Below are 15,082 nucleotides of genomic sequence, written 5' to 3'. Positions count from 1 at the left end.
TCGCTCACACCGCCCGCCGATCCGGGGACTGGCCCACGTGATCCGCGGAGTCCCTCGCGCCGGAGCCCCGTACGCAGGACACTTGTGACCGCAGGTGACTGCTGATCTCAGATATTGCTCTCGGAGGGGGACCCATATGCGGGACAGCCATCGGGCCGAAGCCGAGCGGCTGTTGGTGCGGGCGGTGGAGGAAGAGGTGCGGCGCTCCGGCGGGCGTATCGACGGGGGCGTGCTGCTCTCGCGGGCCCGGGGCGCGCTGGAGGACATGGGGCAGACCGCCGCCGAGGAGTACGCCGCTTATACGCAGGCCGTCGACGAGGCGGAGGCCGGTCAGCTCTCCTTCGGGCAGCGCTACGCCAAGGAAGGGGCCGGAACTCCCCTGCTCGTGGCCGTCGTTGCGGCCGTGGGTGCGTGTGTCGCCGACCTCGCGCTCGGGACCGGGACGTCGACCGCGCTCGGCGCGGGTGCCGCCGTCGCCGTCGTCGGCGCGGCCACCACCGTCCTGAAGGTCACCGCGTCCCACGTGCCCGCGGCCAGCCGCCGCGCCGGTGCGATCAGCCAGCCCGGCGGGCCCGAGCAGCTGCGGCTGCAGTGGCTGACGGCCCTCGATGTGCGGGGCATCCGGCCCTTCCTCGACCAGCAGCGGCTGCTTCAGGCGCCCACCACCAAGAAGAAGACCTCGCCGCAGCTGCGGGGCACGGACAAGAGCGCGGCGGCACGCAGGCGTACCGTACTGGAGCAGTCGTTCGCCCAACTGCCGGAGCCCGAGGGGCCGTTCGCGGGGCGGCGGGCCGAGCTCGCCCGTGTGGCCCAGTGGGTGCACGCCGCGCGGGCGAGCACCGAGACCCGGCCCACCGTCGTCGTGCTGCACGGCGTGCCGGGCTCCGGGCGGTCCTCGCTCGCCGTGCGGGCCGCGCACGATCTGCGGGACCAGTTCCGGGGCGCCTGCGTCGTCGACCTGCGGGGCGAGAGTTCCCAGCCGCTGTCGACGCGGGACGCGCTCCTGCATCTGCTGAATCGATTGGGCGCCCCGCGCGAGCAGCTCCTCTTCCGTGAGCGTTCCTCGCAGGAACAACAGGTCAAACGGCTCAGCGAGCTGTACCACCAGTATCTGACCGGGCTCGCGGTGACCGTCGTACTCGACGACGCGAGCGACCCGGAGCAGGTGCGCACCCTCGTGCCCGAGCGCTCCGACAGCCTCGTCCTCGTCACCACCCGCAAGCCCCTGGAACTCCCCGCCGACCTGCCCGCCTGGGTGCACCAGCTGCCGGTGGAGCCGCTCGACGCGGCGGGCGCCGAGCAGCTGCTGCGCGAGGCGGCCGAGGACACCTCCGGGCCCTACGACGCCGAATCCGCGGACGCGGTGCGGGAGTTGTGCGGCGGGCTTCCGCTGGCCCTGCGCGTCGCCGGGTCCTCGATCGGCTCGCGCACGGCGACGCAGCTGGCCGCCGATCTGTCCGCGTACGGCCCTGTGGAGCCCGTCGAGCGTGTCCTGTGGCTGCGCTACACCGACCAGAGCGAGCCCGCGCGGCGCCTTCTGCGCAGGCTCGCGCTCGCGGGGCGCGCGTCCCTGGGCACGGCCGCCGCGGCTGCCCTGCTCGGCGCCGACGAGGCGGAAGCGGCCCGCCAGCTGACCGCGCTGTCGCGCGCGGGTCTCGTCGACCACGTGCGCGGCAGCCGCTACCGCCTGCACGATCTCGTACGTGCCTTCGCGCTTGCCCGCCTCATCGACGAGGAGGAGCCCGGCGAGCGCACGGCCGCGCAGGAACGTCTCATCGTCAGCTACAGCGAGCTCGCCGGATCGGTGATCCGCCTGGTCGACGGCAAGATGTCGACGCGGGCCGGCCAGTTCGACCGGCACGGCTTCTCCTCGCTGGAGGCGGCCCTGCGCTGGCTGGACGACGAGTCGAGCTTCATCACGGCGGCACTGCGGCACGCGGAGGGCGTGGACCAGGAGGCGGTGCTCAATCTCCTGGGCGCACTGTGCGACTACTGCCTGCTGCGCGGCGACCTCTACCGCCTGGGCGAGATCAGCGAATTGACGCAGGCCGTCGACCAGGGGCTTCTCTCACGGAGCGTGCGGTGGCGCACGGGCATCGCGTCCCGTCAGCTCGGCGAGCTCGACCAGGCGCGGACGACCCTGACGTCGGTGGTCGACCTGTACATGGAGGCGCACCAGGACGCGGGCGCCGCGCTCGCCCTGTGCTCCCTGGGGATCACGCTGCACCATCAGGGCAATCTGACGGAGGCGTCGGCGCGCCTGCGCGAGGCCCTCGATCTCCAGGCCCCCGACGAGCTCGCCGGTGACCGCGCCTGGACGATGCACGCTCTCGCGGCGGTGGAGCGTGACCGCGCCAACCTCAACCAGGCCCTCGGCCTCCTGGAGACCTCGCTCGTCCTGCACCGCGAGAACGACTCCCTGCACGGCGAGGCCTGGGCGCACTTCCAGCTCGGCCAGCTCTTCCTGCGCATGGGCGACGTACCGCGCGCGGAGGAGCAGCTGCGGGGCGCCCTCGATCTGTACGGGCGCACGCGTGACGGCCGCGGCGAGGCCTGGGCCCTGACGCAGCTGGCGCGGGCCCGCCTGGTGGACGGCGACGCTTCGGCCGCGGTCGACGGGCTGCGGCAGGCGGTCTCCCGGCACCGTGACAACGAGGACGCGCGCGGCGAGGCGTGGAGCGCCTACTACCTGGGCCAGGCCCTGGAGGAGGCGGGCAGCCTGGACCAGGCGGTGCGTGAGCTGGAGCGCTCACGGACGATGTTCTCGCGGATGCGGGACGTGTACGGCCTGGCCTGCGCGCGGCACCACTCGGCTCGCGTGACCCGCGACCAGCGCGCCGCCCAGACGGGTTCGCTGCGCAACTCCGGCTTCGCCCGCCAGCTCCTGGTGGACGCCCGCGCCGACTTCCAGCGCATCGGGGTCGCGCACGGCGAGGCGTGGACGTGTCTGGAGCTCGCTGTCGTGGACGCGGGGAACACGCGCGCCCAGCAGGCGCTCGCCCTGTGCGACGAGGCGGCGGCGCTGTTCGCGTCGTACGGCGACCGGCGAGGCGAGGACTGGGCCCGCTTCCTGCGCTGCACCCTGCTGCCGTACGGGTCGCCCGGCGGCTGGGAGATCGGCACCGCCGTCGCCCACGAGGAGCTCAGCCAGCTGGCCCGCGCCGGTCATCCGACGCGCGACGGCAAGCTGGACGACTACATGGAGGCGTTCGGCCTGCTCCTGGAGCGCGGCGCCGACCTGGAGTCGGGCTGGCAGGCCTGGCGCCTGGGCATGGTGCCGAACCGTCACTCCCGAGAGGTGATGGGAGTGACGGTGACGGGAGCGGGCTAGCCCTTGCGGGCCTCGGCCTCGGCCCCGGAGGTCTCGCCCTCCGTGGAGGAGCTGGAGGAGCTGGAGGAGACCTCCGCGGAGGGCCTGGAGGCGGCCTCCGCGGGCTCCTTGAAGTCGACCTTCCGCATGTGCTTGTTCATCGACTTCATCAGCCCCCAGACGGCGAGAGCCATCACCGCGAAGACGATGAAGCCGAGAACACCCGGGGTCACCTTGTCATCGTCGACCTCTTTGGCGAGAGGGACGAGATGCGTCATTGCCAGATGTGCGTTCACGCTAGGCATTGTCGCGGATGCCCGCAAAGAGGTCGTCCTCGGGGAGGGATGTATCGACGAGCGACTTCGCGAGCTCGTACTCCTCCGTGGGCCAGACCTCCTTCTGGAGCTCCATCGGCACGCGGAACCAGCCGCCCTCGGGGTCGATCTGCGTGGCGTGCGCGATCAGCGCCCGGTCGCGGACCTCGTAGAAGTCGGCGCAGGGAACGTGCGTGGTCAGCGTGCGCTCGACCCGCTCGAACTCGTCCCACCGCTTCAGCCAGTCCCCGTAGGGCGACTCCAGGCCCTTGTCGAGCATGGCCTTGTGCAGCGCCTCGGTGCGGGGACGGTTGAAGCCCTGGTTGTAGTAGAGCTTCTGTGGCTGGAAGACCGGGCCGAACTCGCTCTCCGGGTACTTCTCGGCGTCCGCCGCTCCGTCGAAGGCCACCATCGTGATCTTGTGGGTCATGATGTGGTCGGGGTGCGGATAGCCGCCGTTCTCGTCGTACGTCGTGATGACCTGCGGACGGAAGGAGCGGATCTGCCGGACGAGCTCACCGGCCGCCTTGTCGACGTCCTCCAGGGCGAAGCAGCCCTCGGGCAGCGGCGGCAGCGGGTCGCCCTCGGGCAGACCCGAATCGACGAAGCCGAGCCAGTCCTGCTTGACGCCGAGGATCTCGCGGGCCTCGTCCATCTCCTTCCTGCGCACCTCGTGGATGTTCTCCTGGATGTACTTGTCACCCTGGAGCTTGGGGTTGAGGATGTCGCCGCGCTCCCCGCCCGTGCAGGTCACGACATGCACGTCCACCCCCTCGGACACGTACTTGGCCATGGTGGCCGCGCCCTTCGACGACTCGTCGTCGGGGTGGGCGTGGACGGCCATCAGTCGCAGCTGCTCAGTCAAGACTCGATCCTCAGTGATCCGGCGCCCTGGTCGATATGGCGCAATGGGCGGCTTCTATAGTGACGGAACCGGGGGGCGGAAAATTCCGGCATCCCTTTTCCTGGAGGAAGATCATGGCCGCCGTGAGCGACAAGCTCCCCGAGGGGCGGTACGACCGCGCACGCTCGGCCGATGAACGCGCGGACCGCAAGCTGAAGATCATCGGCGGCGTCCTCGGTGTGCTCTTCCTCCTGATGATCGGCTGGTTCGGATACGACTACGTGTCCGGCACGAAGGTCAGCGGTGAAGTGATCAAGTTCGACGTCGTCTCCGCCGGCGCGGTCGAGGTGCACCTTGAGGTGCGCAAGGACGCGGACGCCAAGGGCTACTGCACCGTGCGCTCACAGGCCGAGGACGGCGAAGAGGTGGGTCGCGCGGACTTCCGCTTCGACCAGAACGACGGCCGGATCGACAAGGTCGTCACGCTGCGCACGAAGGCGCGCGGGACGAGCGCGGAACTGCTCGGCTGCCACTCGGACTGACCGCGGCCGCCGTGAGCCGCGCTCCGGGGCGTCCCTTGCGTCACGCTGACCGACCGACGCCCCCGGTGTACCGGCTCTCACCTGCGTTGACGTATTTCTGATGGCTTATGTCCTCCCCCTCACGCGCCTGAATTGTTAGGCTCGTGGTTTCGCCCACCCGTTAGGGAACATCCTTCTGGGTAGGGCGATGCTTTGTATTCCCAGTACCTACGAGGAGCACCTGTGACCCAGACCAGCGAGAACGTCACCTGGCTGACCCAGGAGGCGTACAACCAGCTCAAGGCCGAGCTGGAGTACCTGTCTGGTCCCGCGCGCACCGAGATCGCTACGAAGATCGCGGCGGCACGTGAGGAGGGCGACCTGCGCGAGAACGGCGGGTACCACGCGGCCAAGGAGGAGCAGGGCAAGCAGGAGCTCCGCGTCCGCCAGCTGACCCAGCTCCTGGAGCATGCGAAGGTCGGTGAGGCGCCGGCCGCGGACGGCGTGGTCGCGCCCGGCATGGTCGTGACGATCGCCTTTGACGGCGACGAGGACGACACCCTGACGTTCCTGCTCGCCTCGCGCGAGTACGCGAGCGCCGATATCGAGACGTATTCGCCGCAGTCCCCGCTCGGCAGCGGCGTGAACGGCAAGAAGATCGGCGAGGACGCGCAGTACGAACTGCCGAACGGCAAGTTCGCCTCGGTGAAGATCCTCCAGGCCAAGCCGTACCAGGCCTGAGGCCGCTCGGCTTCTTCGGTTGACGCGAAAGGTCCCCGGCGCTCGGTGCGCCGGGGACCTTTCGCGTGCCTGGGCTCAGGCGGTGGCCGAGCGGTACTTGCGGACCGCGAGGGTCCGGAAGAGCACGACGATCAGGATCGAGTAGATCACCGAGGCCCAGACCGGGTGCTGCATGGGCCAGGCCGAGGAGTCGACCACTCCGGGGTTGCCGAACAGCTCGCGGCAGGCCTGGACGGTGGCGCTGAAGGGGTTCCAGTCGGCGATGGTCTGGATCCACGTGGCCATGTTGTCCGTGGGGACGAAGGCGTTCGAGATGAACGTGACCGGGAAGAGCCAGATCAGGCCGCCCGATGTGGCCGCCTCCGGGGTGCGGACCGAGAGGCCGATGAGCGCCCCGATCCAGGTGAAGGCATAGCCGAGCAGGAGGAGCAGGCCGAAGGCGCCGATCGCCTTGCCGATCCCCTCGTGGACCCGCCAGCCGACCAGGAGCGCGACGATCGCGAGGACGACGAGGGTGAGCGCGGTCTGCACGAGGTCGGCGATGGTCCGGCCGGTGAGGACGGCGCCGCGCGCCATGGGCAGCGACCGGAACCGGTCGATGAGCCCCTTGTGCATGTCGTCGGCGATGCCCGCGCCGGCGCCCGCGGTGGCGAAGGTGACGGTCTGGGCGAAGATGCCGGCCATCAGGAACTCGCGGTAGACACCGGGGTCCGTGGTGCCCCCGATGTTCATCGAGCCGCCGAAGACGTAGGCGAAAAGGACCACGAACATGATCGGCTGGATCAGGCCGAAGATGATCATCTCCGGGATGCGCGTCATGCGGATGAGATTGCGCTTGGCGACGACGAGGGAGTCGTTGACCGACTGGACGACGCCGCCGCGCGGCCTGGGGGCCACATTCCGGACCGCTTCGGTTGTCGCGCTCACTTCGCGCCCTCCGTGTCTTTGACGTTCTCGCCGTTCTCGCCCATCTCGCCGTTCTCGCCGTTCGCCACCTCGGCCACGTGGCCGGTCAGCGAGATGAACACGTCGTCCAGGGTCGGGCGGCGCAGCCCGATGTCGTCGATCTCGACCCCGCGGGCGTCCAGCTCGCGGATGACCTCGGCGAGCAGCTTGGCGCCGCCCGCGACCGGGACCGTGAGCTTGCGGGTGTGGTTCTCGACGGCGACCTCGCCCTTGCCGAAGCCGCGCAGGACCTCCGTGGCCGAGGTGATGTGCTCGCGCTCGTGCACCACGACCTCGACGCGCTCGCCGCCCGTCTGCGCCTTGAGCTGGTCGGACGTGCCGCGCGCGATGACCCGGCCGTGGTCCACGACGCAGATGTCGTGCGCCAGGTGGTCGGCCTCTTCGAGGTACTGGGTGGTGAGCAGCAGGGTCGTGCCCCCCGACACCAGCTCCTGGATGACCTCCCAGAGCTGCTGCCTGTTGCGCGGGTCGAGGCCCGTGGTCGGCTCGTCCATGAACATCACCGGGGGCGACACGACGAGCGCGGCGGCGAGGTCGAGGCGGCGGCGCATGCCTCCCGAATACGTCTTGGAGGGGCGGTCCGCAGCGTCGGCGAGATTGAACCGGTCGAGCAGCTCGCCCGCCCTGGCCTTCGCCTCCTTCGCCTTCATCTGGTAGAGCTGGCCGACCATTTGGAGGTTCTCGCGGCCCGTGAGGTACTCGTCGACGGCGGCGAACTGGCCCGAGAGGCCGATCGACCGCCGCACTTCGTTCGGATGCTTCAGTACGTCGATGCCCGCGACGACCGCACGGCCGCTGTCCGGCGTCAGAAGCGTCGTCAGACAGCGCACCGCCGTGGTCTTGCCCGCGCCGTTCGGCCCGAGGAGGCCGAGCACGGTGCCTTCCGGGACATCCAGATCGACGCCGTCCAGAGCCCTTACGTCGCCGAAGGTCTTCACCAGACCTTCGGCGTAGATGGCGCCTGGCATGTGAGTTCCCCCAGTGGTTTGGGTGACTTCCTACGGAAAAGCTTAGATTTGCCGGGTATGACGCGCCCGGCGACCAGTGGCGTGAGACACACCATAACGCGATACATCGCGTTTTCTCAACGGGGTTCGCGAAGCCTGTGGATAACGCAAAATAGCGGGGAACAGCGCCTGATGCAGGGGAATTTCGGGGAGCCCCCGGCGTCAGCCGATGACGGTGTAACCCGCCTCGCGCAGGGCCGCCCCGACCTCGGTGCAGTGCTCGGGCCCCTTGGTCTCCAGGTGCAACTCCACCTCCACCTCCGTGAGTCCGAGGCGCGGATCGGTCCGCACGTGGCCCACGTCAAGGACGTTAGCGTCGACCACTGACAACACCCCGAGAAGCGTGGCCAGCGCCCCCGGCCGGTCCGTCAGGCGCAGCCGCAGCGACAGGTAGCGGCCCGCCGCCGCCATGCCGTGGCGCAGGATCCGCTGCATCAGGAGCGGGTCGACGTTGCCGCCCGACAGGAGCGCGACCACCGGGCCCTCGAACTCCCTCGGCCTGCTCAGGAGCGCCGCGACGGGGCTCGCGCCCGCCGGCTCGACGACCATCTTGGCCCGCTCCAGGCAGAGCAGCAGCGCGCTGGACAGTTCGTCCTCGGAGACGGTGACGATGCCGTCGAGCAGCTCGTCGATGATCTGGAACGGCACGTCGCCGGGGCGCCCGACCTTGATGCCGTCGGCCATCGTCGCCGGGTTCTCTATCGACACCGGGTGCCCGGCCGCGAGCGAGGGCGGGTACGCCGCGGAGCCCGCCGCCTGCACGCCGATCACCTTGACGTCGGGGCGCAGCGACTTGACCGCCACCGCGATGCCCGCGGCGAGCCCGCCGCCGCCGACGCCCAGGACCAGGGTGCGCAGCTCGGGGCACTGCTCCAGGATCTCCAGGCCCACCGTGCCCTGCCCCGCGATGATGTCGGGGTGGTCGAAGGGGTGGATGAAGACCGCGCCCGTCTCGTCGGCGTACTCCTGGGCGGCGGCCAGCGTCTCGTCGACCACCTGGCCGTGCAGCCGCACCTCCGCGCCGTAGTCGCGGGTCGCGGCGACCTTGGGCAGCGGCGCGCCCACCGGCATGAAGACCGTGGACCGCACACCGAGCAGGGAGGACGCGAGGGCCACACCCTGCGCGTGGTTGCCCGCGCTCGCGGCGACCACACCGGCCGCGCGCTCCTCGGGGAGCAGGCCCGCGATCCGTACGTACGCGCCGCGCAGCTTGAACGAGCCCGTCCGCTGGAGGTTCTCGCACTTGAAGTGCACCGGCGCGCCCACCAGCTGCGACAGGTGCCTGCTGCCCTCCATCGCCGTCATTCTTGACACGCCCGAGAGCATCTTCTGGGCACCGCGCACGTCGTCGAGGGTGACCGTCGGCAAGGAGTGAGGCGTGCGGTAGCTCATGACAGCCAGTCTCCCAGTTCACACCAGGGTCCTCCTGCGGTGACCACGTGCCGAGACTGGTTTGCGCAGCGCTGGTACGCCCCGCGTCCCGGCCGCGTACCCTGTCCCCCAACCCATCGCCCTCGCATGAAGTGAGCCCCCGGCCATGCCCACAACTCCGGACATGACGACCGCCAGCGATCCCGGCCTCCTCGATACGCTCCAGCACCAGGTGGCCGTGTTCGCCCGCCGTGCGGAGCAGACGCGCCTCGGCGGCGTAGGACAGGTCCGCAACTCCATGGACCGCGCCGCGTACCTGCTGCTCAACCGCCTCGACAAGGAGGGGCCGATGGGCGTCAAAGCGCTCGCGGCGAGCATGGGCATCGACTCCTCGACGGTCACCCGGCAGGTCGCCCCGCTGGTCGACACCGGGCTCGTCAAGCGCACATCGCACCCCGAGGACGGCCGCGCCGTGGTGCTCCAGCTGTCGCCGCGCGGCGAGGCACGCCTCAACGAAGTACGGTCCTCACGGCGTGACCTCATGGCCGAGCTGACCGAAGACTGGTCCCCGGAGGAGCGCGAGAGCTTCTGCACGCTCCTCACGCGCTTCAATTCCGCGCTCTCCGCCCGCCAGACCTCGCAGTCGACGCCGGACGCGCCCGCTTCGTAAGGCACCGACGGCTCCGGGGCGCCTGCCTCTTGACCTGGGCCATGCGCCTGGCCTCATATGAGACCGGGGGCCCGGTCCCCTCCAGGCGGGAGACGCGGTGCGCGAACGGCAGGCGTTCCTGAACGCCCGCCGGGCCCGGGAGTTCGAGGCGTTCGTCGCGGGCGCGGCAGGGCGGCTGCTGCATGCCGCGACGCTGCTCACCGCCGAACCGCCGGACGCCAACCCACGCGCGCGTGCCCTGCTGACCGCGTCCCTCGCGCACTCGTACGCGACCTGGGACCGGATGCGCGGCGAGGACCCGTACGACCGCACCCGCCAGCAGCTGGCCATCCGCTTCGCACGCGGGGCCTGGCGCCGGCACCGAGGGCACGGCGGCGTCCTGGCCCGCCTCACGCCCCAGGAGCGGCTGATTCTCGTACTGCGGCTCTATGAAGGCGTCGCCGAGGAACAGACCGCGGCGCTGCTCGGCCTGCCCACCGACCGGGTGGAGACGATCTGCGTCCGCGCGATGGAGACGGTCCTGCACCCGCCGCGCGGCCCCGCGCCGCCGGTTCCCCTGGGGGAGGCGGCCCCGTCATGAGCCACTACGACCGCAAAGCGAGCGAGGTCCGCCGGCTCCTGGACGACGGCACGCCCCCCTCGGCCCCGCCCGAGCTCTACGAGGAGGCGGTCCGCCGCGGCGGCCGCATGCTGCGCCGCAGAAGGGCAGTGCGCCGGTTCCTGTGGCTCCTGCTGCTCGTGGCGGCGGTCGTCTTCGTGGTCTGGGCGTCGGTCGAGCAGCCGTGGGTGGAGCCGCCTTCGGAGACGACTCCACCCCTCACCCGCTGGTGAGCGGGCGCGAGGGCGACTAGCCCAGGGCCTGCTGCAGGTCGGCCAGCAGGTCGTCCGCGGACTCGATGCCCACCGAGAGGCGCACCAGATCCGCGGGGACCTCAAGCGCCGAGCCCACCACAGAGGCGTGCGTCATCCGCCCAGGGTGCTCGATCAGGGACTCCACACCGCCGAGCGACTCCCCCAGGGTGAACAGCTTCGCGCGGTCGCAGACGGCCACCGCCGCCTCCTCGCCCCCGGCGACCTGGAAGGACACCATCCCGCCGAACGCCTTCATCTGCTTGGCGGCGGTCTCGTGACCCGGGTGCTCCGGAAGCCCGGGGTAGAGAACACGCGTCACGCGCGCGTGCCGCGTCAGCATCTCGGCGATCTTCGTCGCGTTCTCGCTGTGCCGATCCATCCGGACGGCCAGCGTCTTGATGCCGCGAAGGACCAGCCACGCGTCGAAGGGCCCGGCCACCGCGCCCATCGCGTTCTGGTGGTACGCCAACTCCTCGCCCAGCTCCGGGTCGTTGACGACCAGCGCGCCGCCCACGACGTCCGAGTGCCCGCCCATGTACTTCGTCAGGGAGTGCACGACGACGTCAGCGCCGAGCGCGAGCGGCTGCTGGAGGTAGGGGCTCGCGAAGGTGTTGTCGACGACGAGCCGGGCCCCCGTCTCCTTGGCGACCTGCGCGACGGCGGCGATGTCCGTGATGCCGAGCAGCGGGTTGGAGGGGGTCTCCACCCAGATCGCCTTCGTACGGTCGGTCACCGCGGCCCGTACCGCCGCCGGGTCTGAGGTGTCGGCGACCGACCACTCCACGCCCCACCGCGAGACGACCTTCGCGAAGAGCCGGAACGTGCCGCCGTACGCGTCATTGGGGATGACCACGTGGTCACCGGGGGCGAGCAGCGTACGCAGGAGGCAGTCCTCCGCGGCGAGACCCGACGCGAAGGCGAGCCCGCGACTGCCGCCCTCGAGCGCGGCCAGGTTCTCCTCAAGGGCGGTGCGGGTGGGGTTGGCGCTGCGGCTGTATTCATAGCCGCCGCGCAGCCCGCCGACGCCGTCCTGCTTGTACGTCGACACCTGGTAGATCGGCGGGACGACCGCGCCGGTGAGCGGGTCGGCGGTATTGCCCGCGTGGATCGCGACGGTCTCGAAACTCTGGCTGCTGAACGTGTCACTCATGTGGCCAGAGCCTAGTCCGGGACAGGGGAAGGCCCGACGAGTTCGAGACTGGTTCGCCAAGTGTCAGACCGGTCTGGTTCGCTTGTACTCATGGAGATTCTCTGGGTGCTGATGGCAGCGATCATGATCGGGGCGGTGCTCGGCCCCGTCCTGCTGCGCAGGCGCGGCGGAATCCGGCAGGTCGCCCCCGGTTCACCGGACGCCGCGGACCCGGCGGACTACGGCTTCGCGCGGCAGGAGGAGCTGGACATCCGCATGCCCGGCCCGGACCGCGACCTCCTGGACGTCCTTGACGTGGTCCAGCAGTCGCAGAGCTGGAAGGCGGCCTCGCAGCTGCTCGCGGGCACGGAGGTGCACGGCGAGGTGCGCTGGCAGCGCGTACAGGCGTTCGCGGGCGCGGCCTCCCTGGAGCTCCAGGAGCGGCCCGGCGGGGTCAGCGACCAGCCCGGCGGGCAGTGGCTGCGGGTGTGGCGGGCCGAGGCGCCCAAGGACGCGGGCGGCGCTGCGGTGCACGCCGAGTTCCTGGTCCAGCAGGCCTGGCGGTCCTCCACGTCCGGGACGGACGAGTTCCGGATCATCCTGGAGGAGGCGAAGGAGGCCTGCGCGCAGGCGGCGCTCCTCTCCCCCGGCGACCCGGTCCCGTACATCATCGAGCTCTCGATCGCGCGCGGCCTCGCGTATCCGCGCGAGGAGTTCGAGCAGCTGTGGCTGAAGATCCTGGACCGCGCGCCCGCGCACATGGGGGCGCATCTGGCGGCCCTGCACTACTGGTGCGAGAAGTGGCACGGCTCGCGTGAGCTCGCGAACAACTTCGCGGAGGCCGCGGCGGCCCGCGCCCCCAAGGGCTCGCTGCTCTCCGCGCTCCCGCTCTTCGCGGTGTACGAGCACCTGCCCGAGGTCAATCTGGTCCGTGGTTTCTACGAGAGCGAGACCGTCACGAAGGCGGTGGAGGGCGCGCTGTACGCGGTGCACTCGGCACGCCCTGACGACCCGATGCTGGCGCACGTGCGGCACCTGCTGGTCTTCTTCCTGGTCCGCAGCGAGCGCTGGGCGGAGGCGATGAACCAGCTGATCCACGTGGACGGCCACGTCGGCGCCCTGCCCTGGACGGTCTCTTCCGACCCGGCCGCGGACTACGCGGTGTACCGCGCGCTGGCAGTGGGGGGCTATGAGGCGAACGGCGGCAGCCCGGCGACACTGCCGCACTGAGCCCGGCCGCGGAATGCGGCCCGCCCCGCACACGTTGACGTAGGAGCCGCACACCCAGCTCCCCCGCTCCACCCTCCTGGAGGACAGCCCGATGCTCTTCGGCCGTACGCCCGAGCTCCCCACCCCCGAGCAGGCCCTGAAGGGCCGAGCGACCCCCGAATTCGAGGTTCCGTCCCGCCACACGGTCCTCGGCAACCCGCTCCTGGGCCCGTACCCCGACGGCCTGGAGATCGCGGACTTCGGGCTCGGCTGCTTCTGGGGCGCGGAGCGCAAGTTCTGGCAGACGGAGGGCGTCTGGACGACGTACGTCGGCTATCAGGGCGGCTACACGGAGAACCCTTCGTACGAGGAGGTCTGCTCGGGCCTGACCGGCCACGCGGAGGTCGTCCGCGTGGTCTTCGACCCGGCTCGCGTCTCGTACGCCACGCTCCTGAAGCTCTTCTGGGAGTCCCACAACCCCACACAGGGCTTCCGCCAGGGCAACGACGTGGGCACGCAGTACCGCTCGGCGATCTACACCCACTCCGCGGACCAGGAGGCGGCGGCCGTGGCATCCCTGGACGCGTACCAGCAGGTACTCACCAAGGCGGGCCACGGCACGATCACGACCACCATCCTCCCGGCGGCCCCCCGCCCGTTCTGGCCGGCCGAGGGGTACCACCAGCAGTACCTGGACAAGAACCCCGACGGCTACTGCGGCATCGGCGGCACGGGCCTGCAGCTGGAGAGCCCCTCGGAGACGAACTGGGGCCGGGCCTGCCCGACAGGGATCGCTCCCGCTCCCACGGCGGAGTAGCAGCGGCAGGGGTAGCGGCGCCGGGCAAGCGTTCTCAGGACGGTTCGTCGGGCAGCATTCCCAGCTGCCCGAGAAAGTCCATCTCGTCGAAGTAGAGCCGGTAGTCGACGATCCGGCCGTCCGCCACGGTGGCGATGTCCACCCCGCGGATCCTGATCTCCTTCTGGGTCGCGGGGAGGGTCTCCCCGGACGGCAGATGCAGCGGCCCGGTGTTCCTGCCGCTGAAGATCCCCTCGTCGATGGCGGTGTCGCCGGACTCGTACGCGTGCACCGTCTCGAACGTGGCGTCGGGGACCGCCTCCGTCATCTGCCGCCAGTACTCCACGATGTTGTCGCGGCCGCGGATCTCCCCCTCGTCGGGGGTGAGGGCGACCGCGTCCTCGGCATACAGCTCGCCGAGGGCCTTCAGATCCGGGTGTGTGGTGAGCGCATCCGTGAGCCGGTCCATGACGTCACGTGCCTGTCCCATGATCCACCTCCTCAGGTGAGGATCACCCGCTCTCATTTTCCCACCGGGGCGGCTCACCAGCAGATCGGCGGACGGGCGGGCCGGGCATCGGCTCTGCCGTCAGCGAATCTGCTGCGGGCCAAGAAGCCTTACGTGGCGGGTGCGGGCGGTCGAAGGTGGTGGGACCCGGGCAGCGGCCCGCAGGTGAGCCGCCGCTCCCACCGTCAGGAGGACCAACGATGCCGATCATCGGTAGTGCCCCGCGAGCCTCCGAGGGCGAGACACCCTCGACGCGGTTCGACGATCATCTGGCCGCGCAACTGCTGACCCAGCGGATCATCTTCCTCGGGACGCAGGTCGACGAGGTTTCCGCGAATCGCGTGTGCGCGCAGATGCTGTTGCTGTCCGCCGAGGACCCGCGGACCGACATCAGTCTCTACATCAACAGCCCGGGCGGATCCGTCACCGCCGGGCTCGCCATCTACGACACCATGCGGCTGATCCCGAACGACGTGTCGACCCTCGCCATGGGGTTCGCCGCCAGCATGGGGCAGTTCCTGTTGACCGTCGGGACCGCGGGGAAGCGGTACGCCCTGCCCAACGCGCGGATCATGATGCACCAGCCCTCGGCCGGCATCGGCGGGACCACCGCCGACATCGCGATCCAGGCCGAGAACCTGGAGTTCACGAAGAAGTCCGTCGAGCGGATCACCGCCGAGCACACCGGGCAGAGCGAGGAGACCATCTCGCGTGACGGTGACCGCGACCGGTGGTTCACCGCCGAGCAGGCCAAGGAGTACGGGATGGTCGACCGGGTGCTTGATTCGCTCGCCGACGTGCGGCCCGCCGCGTCGAAGCCGCGTATGGGACTGGGGGTCTGACC

At 70.5% G+C, this 15,082-nt stretch carries 16 protein-coding genes; 9 read left to right on the top strand and 7 right to left on the bottom strand.

Annotated elements, in window-relative coordinates:
- Positions 1-136: 136 nt before the first annotated feature.
- The gene (locus ACWGI2_RS18100) at positions 137-3,331 is read left to right on the top strand and encodes a tetratricopeptide repeat protein (RefSeq protein WP_453696241.1); all 3,195 of its coding nucleotides are present in this window, start codon (positions 137-139) and stop codon (positions 3,329-3,331) included.
- On the opposite strand, the gene ACWGI2_RS18095 is transcribed toward ACWGI2_RS18100, so the two are convergent.
- Both ACWGI2_RS18095 and mca read right to left on the bottom strand, forming a co-directional pair.
- Positions 3,328-3,588, bottom strand: a complete 261-nt coding sequence (locus tag ACWGI2_RS18095; RefSeq protein WP_453696760.1) for a hypothetical protein — start codon at positions 3,586-3,588, stop codon at positions 3,328-3,330. The genes ACWGI2_RS18100 and ACWGI2_RS18095 overlap by 4 nt on opposite strands.
- A gap of 19 nt (positions 3,589-3,607) precedes the next feature.
- Positions 3,608-4,489, bottom strand: a complete 882-nt coding sequence (mca, locus tag ACWGI2_RS18090; RefSeq protein WP_367044597.1) for a mycothiol conjugate amidase Mca — start codon at positions 4,487-4,489, stop codon at positions 3,608-3,610.
- 113 nt (positions 4,490-4,602) lie between these two features.
- On the opposite strand from mca, the gene ACWGI2_RS18085 reads away from it, so the two are divergent.
- Positions 4,603-5,010, top strand: a complete 408-nt coding sequence (locus ACWGI2_RS18085) for a DUF4307 domain-containing protein (protein WP_453696240.1) — start codon at positions 4,603-4,605, stop codon at positions 5,008-5,010.
- 222 nt (positions 5,011-5,232) lie between these two features.
- On the top strand, positions 5,233-5,730 hold the full coding sequence (gene greA / locus ACWGI2_RS18080; protein WP_453397232.1) for a transcription elongation factor GreA: 498 nt from the start codon (positions 5,233-5,235) through the stop codon (positions 5,728-5,730).
- A gap of 75 nt (positions 5,731-5,805) precedes the next feature.
- On the opposite strand, the gene ACWGI2_RS18075 is transcribed toward greA, so the two are convergent.
- The 3 genes from ACWGI2_RS18075 to ilvA form a co-directional block, all read right to left on the bottom strand.
- Positions 5,806-6,657, bottom strand: coding sequence for an ABC transporter permease (locus ACWGI2_RS18075; protein ID WP_453397233.1), 852 nt, complete (start codon positions 6,655-6,657; stop codon positions 5,806-5,808).
- Positions 6,654-7,664: an ATP-binding cassette domain-containing protein gene (locus ACWGI2_RS18070; protein WP_453696238.1), complete on the bottom strand. Its 1,011-nt coding sequence runs from the start codon at positions 7,662-7,664 to the stop codon at positions 6,654-6,656. Before ACWGI2_RS18070 ends, ACWGI2_RS18075 begins: the two co-directional genes overlap by 4 nt.
- 201 nt (positions 7,665-7,865) lie before the next feature.
- Entirely contained in the window at positions 7,866-9,095 is a 1,230-nt protein-coding gene (ilvA, locus tag ACWGI2_RS18065; RefSeq protein ID WP_453696236.1) for a threonine ammonia-lyase, read from the bottom strand.
- Positions 9,096-9,240: 145 nt separating this feature from the next.
- Here ilvA and ACWGI2_RS18060 point away from each other — a divergent pair, with 145 nt between their 5' ends.
- The 3 genes from ACWGI2_RS18060 (at position 9,241) to ACWGI2_RS18050 (ending at position 10,575) form a co-directional block, all read left to right on the top strand.
- Positions 9,241-9,744 carry a MarR family winged helix-turn-helix transcriptional regulator gene (locus tag ACWGI2_RS18060; RefSeq protein WP_453397235.1) on the top strand — a complete coding sequence of 168 codons (504 nt, stop codon included), beginning with the start codon at positions 9,241-9,243 and terminating at the stop codon, positions 9,742-9,744.
- Positions 9,745-9,841: 97 nt separating this feature from the next.
- Positions 9,842-10,324, top strand: coding sequence for a sigma factor-like helix-turn-helix DNA-binding protein (locus ACWGI2_RS18055; RefSeq protein WP_453696235.1), 483 nt, complete (start codon positions 9,842-9,844; stop codon positions 10,322-10,324).
- Complete coding sequence (locus ACWGI2_RS18050; protein WP_453397237.1) at positions 10,321-10,575, top strand: hypothetical protein; 255 nt, start codon at positions 10,321-10,323, stop codon at positions 10,573-10,575. The genes ACWGI2_RS18055 and ACWGI2_RS18050 overlap by 4 nt, the downstream gene beginning before the upstream one ends.
- 16 nt (positions 10,576-10,591) lie before the next feature.
- Here the strand turns inward: ACWGI2_RS18050 and ACWGI2_RS18045 are convergent, their stop codons facing one another.
- Positions 10,592-11,746 carry a cystathionine gamma-synthase gene (locus ACWGI2_RS18045; RefSeq protein WP_453397238.1) on the bottom strand — a complete coding sequence of 385 codons (1,155 nt, stop codon included), beginning with the start codon at positions 11,744-11,746 and terminating at the stop codon, positions 10,592-10,594.
- 90 nt (positions 11,747-11,836) lie between these two features.
- On the opposite strand from ACWGI2_RS18045, the gene ACWGI2_RS18040 reads away from it, so the two are divergent.
- Together ACWGI2_RS18040 and msrA are read left to right on the top strand one after the other, a co-directional pair.
- Positions 11,837-12,955 (top strand): hypothetical protein, encoded by a 1,119-nt coding sequence (locus ACWGI2_RS18040; protein WP_453397239.1) that lies wholly within the window; start codon positions 11,837-11,839, stop codon positions 12,953-12,955.
- A 91-nt stretch (positions 12,956-13,046) separates the two neighbouring features.
- Entirely contained in the window at positions 13,047-13,751 is a 705-nt protein-coding gene (msrA, locus tag ACWGI2_RS18035) for a peptide-methionine (S)-S-oxide reductase MsrA (RefSeq protein WP_453696234.1), read from the top strand.
- Positions 13,752-13,785: 34 nt separating this feature from the next.
- Here msrA and ACWGI2_RS18030 read toward each other — a convergent pair whose 3' ends face one another.
- Entirely contained in the window at positions 13,786-14,220 is a 435-nt protein-coding gene (locus tag ACWGI2_RS18030; protein ID WP_453397241.1) for an ester cyclase, read from the bottom strand.
- 218 nt (positions 14,221-14,438) lie between these two features.
- On the opposite strand from ACWGI2_RS18030, the gene ACWGI2_RS18025 reads away from it, so the two are divergent.
- Positions 14,439-15,080 (top strand): ClpP family protease, encoded by a 642-nt coding sequence (locus ACWGI2_RS18025; protein WP_453696232.1) that lies wholly within the window; start codon positions 14,439-14,441, stop codon positions 15,078-15,080.
- Positions 15,081-15,082: the final 2 nt, after the last annotated feature.

It is taken from the genome of Streptomyces sp. NPDC054866, assembly GCF_053610745.1.
Note: the sequence above shows the minus strand (reverse complement) of the source record. Positions and strands in the feature narration are given on the sequence as shown.

Coding starts and splice junctions, on each gene's coding strand:
- ACWGI2_RS18100 (WP_453696241.1), top strand. CDS start 137: ATGCGGGACAGCCATCGGGCCGAAGCCGAGCGGCTGTTGGTGCGGGCG.
- ACWGI2_RS18095 (WP_453696760.1), bottom strand. CDS start 3,588: ATGACGCATCTCGTCCCTCTCGCCAAAGAGGTCGACGATGACAAGGTG.
- ACWGI2_RS18085 (WP_453696240.1), top strand. CDS start 4,603: ATGGCCGCCGTGAGCGACAAGCTCCCCGAGGGGCGGTACGACCGCGCA.
- ACWGI2_RS18070 (WP_453696238.1), bottom strand. CDS start 7,664: ATGCCAGGCGCCATCTACGCCGAAGGTCTGGTGAAGACCTTCGGCGAC.
- ilvA (WP_453696236.1), bottom strand. CDS start 9,095: ATGAGCTACCGCACGCCTCACTCCTTGCCGACGGTCACCCTCGACGAC.
- ACWGI2_RS18060 (WP_453397235.1), top strand. CDS start 9,241: ATGCCCACAACTCCGGACATGACGACCGCCAGCGATCCCGGCCTCCTC.
- ACWGI2_RS18050 (WP_453397237.1), top strand. CDS start 10,321: ATGAGCCACTACGACCGCAAAGCGAGCGAGGTCCGCCGGCTCCTGGAC.
- ACWGI2_RS18045 (WP_453397238.1), bottom strand. CDS start 11,746: ATGAGTGACACGTTCAGCAGCCAGAGTTTCGAGACCGTCGCGATCCAC.
- ACWGI2_RS18040 (WP_453397239.1), top strand. CDS start 11,837: ATGGAGATTCTCTGGGTGCTGATGGCAGCGATCATGATCGGGGCGGTG.
- msrA (WP_453696234.1), top strand. CDS start 13,047: ATGCTCTTCGGCCGTACGCCCGAGCTCCCCACCCCCGAGCAGGCCCTG.
- ACWGI2_RS18030 (WP_453397241.1), bottom strand. CDS start 14,220: ATGGGACAGGCACGTGACGTCATGGACCGGCTCACGGATGCGCTCACC.
- ACWGI2_RS18025 (WP_453696232.1), top strand. CDS start 14,439: ATGCCGATCATCGGTAGTGCCCCGCGAGCCTCCGAGGGCGAGACACCC.